The organism is Helcobacillus massiliensis (genome assembly GCF_014191425.1).
Lineage (GTDB): Bacteria > Actinomycetota > Actinomycetes > Actinomycetales > Dermabacteraceae > Helcobacillus > Helcobacillus massiliensis.
Genome location: NZ_JACHWP010000001.1, coordinates 397,894 through 410,243, shown reverse-complemented (window position 1 = coordinate 410,243; position 12,350 = coordinate 397,894). Strand labels below are relative to the sequence as shown.

The 12,350-nt window shown below is 69.4% G+C and carries 9 protein-coding genes; 1 reads left to right on the top strand and 8 read right to left on the bottom strand.

The genetic code is table 11. From position 1 onward, the window contains the following. Positions 1–8: 8 nt before the first annotated feature. The 8 genes from FHX50_RS01870 to lysA all read right to left on the bottom strand — a co-directional run bounded on the left by FHX50_RS01870 (position 9) and on the right by lysA (position 9,568). A complete protein-coding gene (locus FHX50_RS01870) occupies positions 9–983 on the bottom strand; it encodes a N5-glutamine methyltransferase family protein (RefSeq protein ID WP_183373904.1) in 975 nt (324 codons plus the stop codon). After that, a complete protein-coding gene (prfA, locus tag FHX50_RS01865) occupies positions 976–2,076 on the bottom strand; it encodes a peptide chain release factor 1 (RefSeq protein ID WP_183373902.1) in 1,101 nt (366 codons plus the stop codon). Before prfA ends, FHX50_RS01870 begins: the two co-directional genes overlap by 8 nt. A 95-nt stretch (positions 2,077–2,171) precedes the next feature. Further along, the gene (gene rpmE, locus FHX50_RS01860) at positions 2,172–2,387 is read right to left on the bottom strand and encodes a 50S ribosomal protein L31 (protein ID WP_183373900.1); all 216 of its coding nucleotides are present in this window, start codon (positions 2,385–2,387) and stop codon (positions 2,172–2,174) included. 147 nt (positions 2,388–2,534) lie between these two features. Beyond that, positions 2,535–4,562: a transcription termination factor Rho gene (gene rho, locus FHX50_RS01855; RefSeq protein ID WP_183373898.1), complete on the bottom strand. Its 2,028-nt coding sequence runs from the start codon at positions 4,560–4,562 to the stop codon at positions 2,535–2,537. Between the two features lie 225 nt (positions 4,563–4,787). Beyond that, positions 4,788–5,717, bottom strand: coding sequence for a homoserine kinase (thrB, locus tag FHX50_RS01850; protein WP_183373896.1), 930 nt, complete (start codon positions 5,715–5,717; stop codon positions 4,788–4,790). Beyond that, positions 5,714–6,796 carry a threonine synthase gene (gene thrC / locus FHX50_RS01845; RefSeq protein WP_183373894.1) on the bottom strand — a complete coding sequence of 361 codons (1,083 nt, stop codon included), beginning with the start codon at positions 6,794–6,796 and terminating at the stop codon, positions 5,714–5,716. Before thrC ends, thrB begins: the two co-directional genes overlap by 4 nt. 2 nt (positions 6,797–6,798) lie before the next feature. Then, entirely contained in the window at positions 6,799–8,127 is a 1,329-nt protein-coding gene (locus tag FHX50_RS01840) for a homoserine dehydrogenase (protein ID WP_183373892.1), read from the bottom strand. Between the two features lie 28 nt (positions 8,128–8,155). Beyond that, positions 8,156–9,568, bottom strand: a complete 1,413-nt coding sequence (gene lysA / locus FHX50_RS01835; RefSeq protein ID WP_183373890.1) for a diaminopimelate decarboxylase — start codon at positions 9,566–9,568, stop codon at positions 8,156–8,158. A gap of 205 nt (positions 9,569–9,773) precedes the next feature. On the opposite strand from lysA, the gene FHX50_RS01830 reads away from it, so the two are divergent. Further along, complete coding sequence (locus tag FHX50_RS01830; protein ID WP_183373888.1) at positions 9,774–12,044, top strand: bifunctional alpha,alpha-trehalose-phosphate synthase (UDP-forming)/trehalose-phosphatase; 2,271 nt, start codon at positions 9,774–9,776, stop codon at positions 12,042–12,044. Positions 12,045–12,350 lie beyond the last annotated feature (306 nt).

Here is a 12,350-nt window from a genome sequence, read left to right as displayed (position 1 = left end):
GTATCCTCTCATTTCTCGGCGCGCCGCGCGGTGAGGAAGCGATCGCGCCCTGTCAGGTCGGAAACGGTGCGGATCGCGGTGAAGCCGCCGACCTCCTCGAGCATCCGTCGGGCGCTCTCGCCCTGCACATCGGCGTGCTCCATCACGAACAGTCCCCCGCCTCGCAGCAGCGCCGAGGCCGCCTGGGCGACGGCCCGCGGGATCTCCAGGCCGTCTTCTCCCCCGCCGAACAGCGCGGCATGCGGATCGTGCTCCACGACCTCCGGATCGCGCGGGACCGCCCCGGGCGGAATGTACGGCGGATTGGACACCACCACATCGGCAGTGCCGACATCGCCGAGGGCTCTGCCGGTCTCCAGCAGCTGCGGATCCGTCACGGATCCGCGGCGGATGTGCCACTGGCGGGACCCGTCGGCCCCTCCCCCACCCGATGCGGCGGCAGCGCGAGCGGCGGCTGGGACGGTCGCGCCGGCAGCGGCTGGGGTATTCCCGCGGGCGGCTGCCGCCACGTTCGCGCGGGCGAGGCCGACGGCGTCCTCACTGATGTCGATGCCCCACACGCTGGTGCGCGGCAGTTCGTCCACGAGCGACGCGGCCAGCGCCCCCGACCCCGTGCAGAGGTCCACGGCGCGCTCGACGCGCTCGCCGTCGCCGCGGAAGGCGAGGACGAGGTCGATGATGAGTTCGGTCTCGGGCCGCGGAATGAACACACCGGTCCGCATCTCGAGGCTGAGCCGGCGGAACGGTGCGCGGCCGAGCACCAGCTGGAGGGGTGCGCGGGTGCAGCGGCGGGTGGTGAGGCGCTCGAGCTCGGCATCGAAGCCGACCGGCAGGTCGTCGAGGAGGACAAGGGAGCGCTCGGAGCCGGCTGCGTGGGAGACGAGGGCGCGCGCTTCGGCATCCGCCGATTCGATGCCGGCTGCTTCCAGACGCGCGCGGGTGGCGCGGATGGCTGCGCCGACGCGCAGACGCACCTCAGCCATCGCCCGACCCAGCCGCGGCGATCATCGCCTCGCGGTCCGCGGCCATCAGCGAATCGACGACGGCATCGAGATCACCGGAGAGCACCTGGTCGAGGTTGTTCGCCTTGTACCCAGTGCGGTGATCGGCCACGCGGTTCTCCGGGAAGTTGTAGGTGCGGATCCGCTCGGAGCGGTCCACGGTGCGCACCTGGCTGCGGCGCGTCTCGGACGCCTCCGCCTCCTGCTCGGCGTGCACCTGGTCGAGCAGGCGGGAGCGGAGGATGCGCAGGGCCTGCTCCTTGTTCTGCAGCTGGCTCTTCTCGTTCTGGCAGGACACCACCAGCCCAGTGGGCAGGTGCGTGATGCGCACAGCAGAATCGGTGGTGTTGACGGACTGGCCGCCGGGACCGGAGGAGCGGTACACATCGATCCGCAGATTCGCCGGCGCCATCTCCTCGGCCAGCATCTCGTCCTCATCGGCCGCGTCCGCTTCGGGCACCACGAGCACGCCCACCGCGGAGGTGTGGATGCGGCCCTGCGACTCCGTGACCGGAACGCGCTGGACCCGGTGCACCCCGCCTTCGTACTTCAGGTGCGCCCAGACCCCGTCGGCGGGGCTGACGGAGCCCTTCGTGCGGATGGACATCGCCAGGTCCTTGATGCCGCCGAGATCGGAGGAGGTTTCGGTGATGATCTCGCTGACCCAGCCGCGGCGGGTTGCGAAGTGCTCGTACATGCGGACCAGTTCAGCGGCGAACAGGGCGGACTCTTCGCCGCCTGCGCCGGCTTTCACCTCGAGGATGACATCGCGGGCGTCATCGGGGTCGCGCGGGGCGAGCAGGTCCTCCAGGCGGCTGGTGAGCTCCGGCAGGCGCTTCTGGATCCCGTCGGCCTCCGCGGCGAAGGAGGGGTCTTCGGCGGCGAGCTCGCGGGCGGTCTCGAGGTCGTCGGTGGCGCTGCGCCAGTCGCGGTAGGCGGTGACGATCGGGGTCAGTTCGGCGTAGCGGCGCCCCACCTTCTTCGCGGCCGACGGGTCCGTGTGCAGCGCGGGGTCCGCCATGCGCTGCTCGAGGTCATGGAATTCGTCGATGAGGGCGGGGACGGCGTCGAACACTGCGGCTCCTGGGTGGCACGGGACGAAGGCGGGTGGGATGAGAAACGGCGCCGATCCCCTCTGCTGTCAGGGGGATCGGCGCCGCATCGAACAAGCTACTTGGCAGCCTTCTTGCCGTAACGGGCTTCGAAGCGTGCCACGCGGCCACCGGTGTCCAGAATCTTCTGCTTGCCGGTGTAGAACGGGTGGCATGCCGAGCACACCTCGGCCTTGATGGTGCCGTCGGTCTTCGTGCTGCGGGTGGTGAAGGTGTTGCCGCAGGTGCAGGTCACCTCGGTCACCACGTAATCAGGATGGATGTCCTTCTGCATGGGGTGTCTCCTTAGGTCAGGGGTCGCTGGGTCGAGTCGCAGGGGCGGCTCGTGAACCAGAACCGTCGTTCATTGTCCCACGGCGGGGCGGACCGCGTCACCGGGCGGGCCTGTCAGACTCGTTACACCGGTGACGCGGTGTGAAGCTCACTCCCCGTTGGCGGAGCCGCGGGGCACGCTCGGCGTGGACTTCGCGACCGTCATCAGGAACTCGGTGTTCGACTGGGTCTTCTTCATCCGCTCCAGCAGAAGCTCGAGCGCCTGCTGCTGCTCGAGCTGCGCCAGCACGCGGCGCAGCTTCCACATCACCGCGAGCTCCTCGTTCTGCATGAGCGCCTCCTCGCGGCGGGTGCCCGAGGCGTTGACGTCCACAGCCGGGAAGATGCGGCGCTCGGCGAGCTTGCGCTCCAGCTTCAGCTCCCAGTTGCCGGTGCCCTTGAACTCCTCGAAGATCACTTCATCCATCTTCGAGCCGGTGTCCACCAGAGCGGTCGCGAGGATCGTCAGCGAGCCGCCGTTCTCCACGTTGCGGGCGGCACCGAAGAACTTCTTCGGCGGGTACAGCGCCGAGGAGTCCACACCACCGGAGAGGATGCGGCCCGAGGCCGGGGCGGCCAGGTTGTAGGCACGGCCCAGACGGGTGATGGAGTCCAGCAGGACCACCACGTCGCGGCCGAGCTCCACCAGGCGCTTCGCTCGCTCAATGGCGAGCTCCGCGACGGTGGTGTGGTCATCGGCAGGACGGTCGAAGGTGGAGGCGATGACCTCACCCTTGACGGTGCGCTGCATGTCGGTGACCTCTTCGGGGCGCTCGTCCACGAGCACCACCATGAGGTGGACCTCGGGGTTGTTCGTGGTGATGGCGTCCGCGATCTTCTGCAGGATGATGGTCTTGCCGGTCTTCGGCGGCGCCACGATCAGGCCGCGCTGGCCCTTGCCGATCGGTGAGACCAGGTCGATGATGCGCGTGGTGAAGTTGCCGGCGGTGGTCGCCAGGTGCAGACGGCTGTCCGGGTAGAGCGGGGTGAGCTTGCCGAAGTCCTTGCGGTTGCGGGCGTGCTCGGGCGGCATGCCGTTGACGGCGTCCACCGTGACGAGCGCGGCGAACTTCGAGTGGGCGTTCTTCATGTTGCGCCCACCGCGGCCGCCACGACCGCCGCGGCCCTGGTTGCGACCGCCGCCCTGGTTCTTCTGGTTGTTGTCGTCGCCGTCCTGAGGGGCCTTGACCTGGCCGGCGATGGCGTCGCCCTTGCGCAGGCCGTACTTGCGGACCTGGTTCATGGACACGTAGACGTCGCTCTCCCCCGGCAGGTAGCCGGTGGTGCGGACGAAGGCGTAGTTGTCGCGGATGTCGAGGATGCCGGCGACGGCCACGAGGACGTCGTCCTCGTTCACCTGCTCGTCCTGGCCGCCGTTGCCGCCGCCCTGCTGCTGGTCGCCGTCGCGCCCGCGGCGCCGACGGTCCCGGGAGCGGGAGCGCTGGCGGTTGCGGCCGCGGCCCTTGCCGTCCTCGTCGTCCTGGTGGCGGCGATCGTCATCACGGCCCTGCCCGCGGCTGTCCCGGTCGTCCCGGGAGCCGTCGCCCTGGTCGCGGCGATTGCCGTCGCGGTCGGAGCGGCCGCCGCTATCACGGCGGCTGCGGCGATCGTCGCGATCATCACCGTCGCGGTCGCTGCGGTCACGGTCGCGCCCGCGACGGCCGCGGGAGCCCTGCTGGTCGTCATCACGGCGGTCCTCGTGGGAGTCTCGGCCGTCCGCTGACGCGCTGTCACGGCCGGTGCGCGGCGATTCGGGCAGCTGGATGTCCTCCACGCGGCGGGGGCGGTCGTCGCCCGCGCGGTCGGTGCCGGTGCCCTCATCGGAGGAGCGCTTGTCGGAGCCGCGCTTCGCGGAACGGCTGTTCTCGGCATTCTCGGCCGGCTTCTGCGGAGCGGTGAACGGCTCCTGGTCCTGCTCAGCGCGTTCGCTGGAGTCGGGGGCGCCGGAGTCCGAGGCCTGGGGGCGCGATGCGGGGGCGCTCGATGCGGCGCCGCCGGACTGAATCGCTGCGATGAGCTCGCCCTTGCGGTACTTGCGGACGCTCTTGATGCCCATGGAGGTGGCGATGGCCTGCAGCTCGGGGAGCTTCTTGGCCTGCAGGTCGCTTGCGGCGGCCTGGGCGTTGTTCTCAGTCACCCGGGGTCCTTCCTTAGGTTCGATTCCCGTGGTTCTCGGCGGTGAGGAGAGCGCGGGCGTGCACACTCTGATCGAACAGAAGCGCGCAGACAGACAGCGGCACAGGGGATTCCTCTGAGGATTCACCACCGAGTAGACATGGTTCGTGGTGCAGTGCGCTGAAACTCGCGGGCGTTCAGACCTATGACAAGGGATGGCCCGCCGGGAGAGATCCCGAGCGCGCCCTCAGAGTAGCACAGTGCGTGCACCGCCGCCTGACAGGCCGATGCGCGCGATCCGCCACTGGGCGGGGTCGTCCACCATGTCCCGAACGAGGCGCACCAGGTGCCGCGGTGCGCCGGCGGGGATGAGCACCGTCGGCCCCGCTCCCGAGATCACGGCGGGTACACCCTCCTGGCGCAGCATCTGCACCAGCGCCACACTCTGCGGCATCGCCTCCTGTCGACGCTCCTGATGCAGGCGGTCCTGCGTTGCGGTCAGCAGCAGCGAGGGATCCTCCGCGATCGCGTGCACGAACAGCGCGGCGCGCGACAGGTTGAACGCAGCATCAGCGAACGGCACCTCCTCGGGCAGCAGCGACCGCGCCGTCGACGTCGCGACCGGAGCGGCAGGGGAGATGATGACCGGGTCGAGGATGCTGGACCCGTCGGCCCCCGTCCCCACCCGCAGGCGTTCGGCGTGCGCGCGCCCGCCCTGCAGATAGGAGAGGGTGACGCCGCCCAGCAGCGCGGGGGCGGCGTTGTCGGGGTGCCCCTCGAGGTCAGTGGCGAGCTGCAGCATCTCCTGCTCGTCCAGGGCCGACGGGTCCGCCAGCAGTGCCCGTGCCAGCACGATCCCGCCGACGACCGCGGCAGCGCTCGAGCCGAGCCCGCGACCGTGGGGGATGCGGTTCGTGCAGTGCAGGCGGATCCCCACCTGCGCAGCGCCGATGTGATCGAGAGCGGCGCGCAGCGACTGCACGACCAGGTGCGCATCGCCGCGGGGGACGTCATCCGCGCCTTCGCCCTCCACGGTGATCTCCACTTCCCCGGTGGTGACCTCCAGCTCGTACTCGTCGCGCAGCTCCAGGGCGAGGCCGAAGCTGTCGAACCCGGGACCAAGGTTGGCGCTGGTGGCGGGCACCTGGGCGCGAACGCGCTCGTGGGCGATCCTCACAGTCCCATCGCCTTCGCCGCCGCGTTGATGTCCACGGGAACAGTGACCGGGGTGAGGTCCTTGTTCTTCAGCGCGGTCTCCGTATCCTTCAGGCCGTTGCCGGTGACGGTCACGGTGATCACCGAGTCCTTCGGGATGGAGCGCTCCTGCCCAGTGGCGGTGCGGCCCTCCCGCTTGATCTTCAGCAGGCCGGCCACACCGGCGGCGGAGGCGGGCTCCACGAAGATGCCGACTTCGGAAGCGAGCAGGGACTGCGCTTCGAGGATCTCCTCGTCGCTGACGGCGGAGATGAGGCCGCCGGAGGAGTCGCGGGCATCCGCAGCGAGGGACCAGGAGGCGGGAGCGCCGATTCGGATCGCGGTCGCCACGGTCTCCGGGTCGGTGATGGGGCGGCCGGCCACGAACGGTGCGGCGCCGGCGGCCTGGAAGCCCCACATCTGCGGCACGGAGCCGCTGATGCCCTTGTCGCGGTACTCCGTGTATCCCATCCAGTAGGCGGAGATGTTGCCGGCGTTGCCGACCGGCAGGACATGGATGTCCGGCGCCTTCCCGAGGGCGTCGACGATTTCGAACGCTCCGGTCTTCTGCCCCTGCAGGCGGTACGGGTTGACGGAGTTGACCAGCTCCACCGGGAACGCCGCATCGAGTTTGCGGGCGATCTCCAGGCAGTCGTCGAAGTTGCCCTGCACAGCGATCAGGCGCGCCCCGTGCATCACGGCCTGCGCCATCTTGCCGGCGGCGATCTTCCCCTCCGGCAGCAGGACGGCGCAGCCGATGCCGGCGCGGGTGGCGTACGCCGCGGCGGAGGCCGACGTGTTCCCGGTCGAGGCGCACACCACGACCTTCGCACCGTCGTTGACGGCCTTCGTCATCGCCGAGACCATGCCGCGGTCCTTGAACGACCCGGTGGGGTTCATGCCCTCCACCTTGATGTGGACCTCGGCGCCGAGCTGCTCGCTGAGGGTGGGCGCGTGCACAAGCGGAGTGCCGCCTTCGCCGAGTGTGAGAAGGGCGTCGTCCTCACTGAACGGCAGGTGGTCGAGGTATTCGCGGAGCACTCCGCGCCACTGGTGAGCCATGGTCATTCTCCTTCAACGCGGACGAGCGAGTCCACGCTCGTGACGGTGTCCCGGCTGCGCAGCTGCTCCAGCGCGGTCTGCATGTCCTTCTCCCCCGCCGTGTGGGTGACGATGCCGATGTGGGCGCTCGCGTCGCTGCCCTCCGGGTCGGTCGCCCCCTCCTGGTGGATGGTGCTGATCGAGATGCCGTTCTCGCTGAGGATCCCGGCGACGTCGGCGAGCACACCGGGGCGGTCCACCACGGTGAGCGCCAGGTAGAACGGGTTGGAGAGAGCGTCCAGGCCTGCGGTCGGCAGCTTGGCGTAGAAGGACTCGTCGGGCTCCTTGCCTCCGAAGACGCGGTTGCGGGCCACGGAGACGAGGTCGCCGAGGACGGCCGACGCGGTCGGGGCGCCGCCGGCGCCCTGTCCGTAGAACATCAGCTCGCCGGCGGCCTCCGCTTCCACGAAGACGGCGTTGAACGCTTCGCCGACGGATGCCAGCGGGTGCGCGTTCGGCAGCATCACCGGGTAGACGCGCGCCGAAATCGCCTCGGATCCGTCCTCGCCGGTGACTCGCTCCACGACGCTCAGCAGTTTGATGACGCGGCCCAGGCGCTCAGCGGCGGCGACGTCATCGGAGGAGATGCGGGTGATGCCTTCGAGGAAGACATCGTCCAGGTGGACACGGGAGTGGAAGGCGAGGGAGGCGAGGATCGATGCCTTCGCGGCGGCGTCCTGTCCCTCCACATCGGCGGTCGGGTCCGCTTCGGCGTAGCCGAGGCGCTGAGCGTCGGCGAGGGCGTCGTCGAAGCTCTGCCCGGTGCGGGTCATGGCATCGAGGATGTAGTTGGTGGTGCCGTTGACGATGCCGAGGACGCGCTCGATGCGGTCCCCCGCAAGGGAGTCGCGCAGGGGCCGGATCAGCGGGATGGCTCCGGCGACGGCGGCTTCGAAGGAGATGTCCACGCCGTGGCGGTCGGCAGCTTCGTACAGGGCGGGGCCGTCGGTCGCCAGCAGCGCCTTGTTCGCGGTGATGACGCTGGCGCCGTTCTCGAGGGCGTGCAGGATCAGGGAGCGGGCGGGCTCCTGGCCGCCCATCACCTCGACCACGATGTCGGCCTCTTCGACGAGGGCTTCGAGGTCGTCGCGGATGAGGGAGCGGTCCACGTGGGGGCCGCGGTCCTTCGAGGAGTCGCGCACACCGATGCCGATGATCTCCAGCGGTGCGCCGGCGCGGTGCGCGAAGTCCTTGGGGTGCTGGCCGAGGAGGCGGATCACGTCGGTGCCGACGGTGCCGGCGCCGAGCACGGCGATCTTGAGCGGCTGGGGTGCGGATGCGTTCTGGGTCATGGGGTCTTCGTCTCCTTGGGTTGGGGTGTCAGCCGAGGTCGCGGGCCAGGAGGTCGTCTTCGGTCTCGCGCCGGATCATGGGGCTGACCTCGCCATCGGCCACACTGACGACAACGGGTCGGGGAACGTGGTTGTAGTTCGAGGCGAGCGAGTAGCAGTAGGCGCCGGTGACGGGGACGGTGATGATGTCGCCGCGGTGCACATCGGCGGGCAGGTACTCGTCCTTGACGACGATATCGCCGCTTTCGCAGTGCTTGCCGACCACCCTGACCACGGCCGGTTCCGCATCAGAGGTGCGGGAGGCGAGCAGGCAGGAGTAGTCGGCGTCGTACAGGGCGGTGCGGATGTTGTCGCTCATGCCGCCGTCGACCGAGACGTAGAGGCGCCGCTGGGCGGGGCCGAGCTCCACCATCTTCGTGGTGCCGACGGTGTACAGCGTCTGCGTCGAGGGGCCGGCGATGGCGCGGCCGGGTTCGAAGCCGAGCACCGGAAACGGGAGGTCGAGGTCGGTGCATTCGATGCGGATGATCTCGGCGAGGGAGTCCGCGAGCGCCGTCGGGGTGGAGGGGGTGTGCTGGGTGTTGTACATGACGCCGAAGCCGCCGCCGAGCACGAGGTGCTCGCAGGTGCGGCCGGTGGTCTCCTGGATGCGCTTGACGAGCGCGAGGACCCGTCGGGCGGCGACCTCGAAGCCGTGGGTGTCGAAGATCTGCGAGCCGATGTGGGAGTGGAGCCCGTCGAGGTGGAGACTGGGGCGCTTGAGGACGTCCTCAGCGGCGGTGAGGGCGTCTCCGGTGGTGATGGAGATGCCGAACTTCTGGTCCTCGTGGGCGGTGGCGATGAACTCGTGGGTGTGGGCCTCCACGCCGCTGGTGACGCGCAGCAGGACGTGGGCGGTGGTGCCGAGGCGCTCGGCGATGTCGGCGACGCGGTCGATCTCCTCGAGGGAGTCGATGACGATGCGGCCGACGCCTTCGGTGAGCGCGCGTTCGATCTCGGCGTCGGACTTGTTGTTGCCGTGGAGGGTCATGCGGTCGGCGGGCATGCCGCCGCGCAGTCCGACAGCCATTTCGCCGCCGGTGCAGACGTCGAGGCCGAGGCCGTCCTCCGCCATCCAGCGGGCGATACGGGTGGCGATGAACGCCTTCGCGGCGTAGCTGACATGGGCGCCGTTCAGGGGTGCGAAGGCGGTTTCGAACGCATCCTTGAAGGCGCGGGCGCGAGCACGGAAGTCCTCTTCGTCGATGACGAAGGCGGGTGAGCCGACCTGCTGGAGGATGGCGTGGGCGCTCACGCCGCCGATCTCCAGAGCGCCGTCGTCGCCGCGGCGGGTCTGCTGGGAGAACAGGCCCGGGATGAGGGCGTTGACATCAGCCGGGTAGGGCAGCCAGGTGGGGGCTGCGTCATTGCCGTGCAGGGCTCCGGCTTCGTGTGCGCGCATGGGTCTCCTTTGTGGTCGGCACCGCTCCGTCCGGATCGATGTCGCTCCATCGTAGGGAGCGGGCGCCTGGCCGTGAGATGGGTGTCCACACTGCGGCTCCGTGGTCGTGGCGGGCCGGTGGCCGACGGGGCGGGCCCGGCCTGGTTCAGCCCGTCGTCTGGGGCCATTGGTACGCTCACAGCGAAGGCTGTAGGAGGTTCACCACATGCACAAGCATGAGCTCGTCGTCGTCGCCAACCGACTCCCTGTTGACCAGCACGTGGCCAGTGACGGCACCCGTTCGTGGGTGACGTCCCCGGGTGGTCTGGTCACCGCGATGAAGTCGGTGATGGAGGATGTGGACTCCGCCGCCTGGGTGGGCTGGCCGGGCCTCACGGATGAGGCGATCGAGCCGTTCGAGGCCGACGGGATGAGCCTCTTCCCGGTGTTCCTCACCAACAGCGAGGTGGAGAAGTACTACGAGGGCTTCTCCAACGGCACCCTGTGGCCGCTGTACCATGACGTGATCGCGGACCCGAACTTCCACCGCACCTGGTGGGACGCGTACGTCGATGTGAATCGGAAGTTTGCGGCGGCGGCCGCGTCCGTTGCGGTGCGCGGCGGCACCGTGTGGGTGCACGACTACCAGCTGCAGCTGGTGCCGGAGATGATCCGCGCGCAGCGACCCGACCTGAAGATCGGGTTCTTCAACCACATTCCGTTCCCGCCGTTCGAACTGTTCGCACAGCTGCCCAAGCGCAACCTGGTGCTGCGGGGCCTGCTGGGCGCGGATCTCGTGGGCTTCCAGCGGGAGCGCGACTCCATCAACTTCATGACCTGCGTGCGGCAGCTGCTGGGCTACCGCTCCGCTGAGCACGAGATCCACGTGCCGGGGATCGGCGTGGAGCCGGACCGCACCGTGGTGGCGCGCGCGTTCCCGATCTCGATCGACACCTCCGTGTACGACCGCCTCACGAAGGACCCGGCGGTGCTCAAGCGCGCGGAGGAGATCCGCGCGGAGCTCGGCAATCCGAAGAGGATCGTGCTGGGCGTGGACCGCCTGGACTACACGAAGGGCATTCGACACCGCCTGAAGGCCTACGGCGAGCTGCTGGCCGAAGGCGCGGTGGATCCGCACCTGGTGACGATGCTGCAGGTCGCGACCCCGTCCCGCGAACGCGTGGATGCCTACCGGCAGCTGCGTGACGAAGTGGAGCTGACGGTCGGCCGCCTGAACGGCGACTTCGCGCCGCTGGGCCGGCCCGCCATCACCTACATGCACCGCTCCTTCAACCGGGAGGAGATGACCGCCCTGTACATGGCGGCGGACGTCCTGCTGGTGACGAGCCTGCGCGACGGCATGAACCTGGTCGCGAAGGAGTACATCTCCTCCCGGGTGGACTGCCAGGGCGTGCTGGTGCTGTCGGAGTTCACCGGCGCCGCGGATGAGCTGCGCGCCGCCACGCTGGTGAACCCGCATGACATCGATGAGCTGAAGACCGCGATCCTGCACGCCCTCGCCATGTCCCCCGATGAGCAGCGCGCCGCCATGGAGTCGCTGCGCCGGCAGGTGGAGAACAACACTGTGCAGGACTGGGCCGATGACTTCCTGTCGGTGCTGAGCGAGGGCGGGGAGCGCAACTCGAGCCCCCACATTCCGGAGGTGCGCCTCAGCGGGGAGACTGCTCCCCCGCTGGAGGAGCTGGATGAGAGCGTTGAGCGGTTCATGTCGATCCCACGGGTGCTCATCGCCTCCGACTTCGACGGCGTCCTCGCCCCGATCGTCGCGCACCGCGATGATGCGCAGGCGCTGCCGGACTCGCTGGCGGCGCTGCGCGGCTTCGCCGACATCGACGGGGTGAACGTGGCCCTGGTGTCCGGGCGCACCCTGGAGGACCTGGACAGCCGCACCCACATGCCGAGCTCGGTGGTGCTGGTCGGCTCCCACGGTGCTGAAGTGGGGGCGCTGCCCCGCGATATGGACGCGAGCGTGCTGGACGGTGCGTCGCTGTCGATGAACCCGCAGCGCACCGCTCTGCTGCAGTCGATCAGGCGGACGCTGGAGAAGATCGCGCTGAAGTTCCCCGGCACCGAGGTGGAGGTCAAGCCGTCGGCCGCGGTGCTGCACACCCGCAACGCCCGCGGGCGCGGTGGTGTGAACGCGACGGAGGCCGCGCTGGAGTACGCGCGCACTCTGCCGGATGTTCGGGTCACCCCGGGCAAGGCCGTGGTGGAGTTCTCCGTCATCCCCGCCACGAAGGGGGAAGCGGTGGAGACCCTCGCGCGGGCGTGCGCCGCCGATGCGTGGCTGTACATCGGCGACGATGTGACCGACGAGTCCGTGTTCGCCCGCGCCGAGGACGACGACATCACCATCAAGGTGGGTGAGGGCGATACGGCGGCGCAGTTCCGCCTGGAGAGCCCGGAGGATGTCCGCTCGTTCCTCGTGGATCTGTCCCGTTCGCTGCGGACGAGGACGGGACGTTCGGACTCCTGACCACGCTGCGACCAATAATCACCGTTTGGTCACACACTGGTGCGGTGCGAGTATCCCCAATGCAGCGCGAAGGCACTCCCCATCGAACAGACGAGTGAGACCTCCACGTCAGAGAAGCCCGTCAGCCCCTCACTCCGAAACCTCGCGAGGGGCGTGGCCTGGTCTGTGCCGGCCGCCGTTGTGTCCGCCGCGGCACCGGTCTACGCAGCCTACCGCTGCCCGAACCCGGTCGCAGGGTCGAACTGCACCGCGGCGTTTGATCGGATGCCGGCTGACGCACCAGGCACAACTGGGGACCCTCATGAA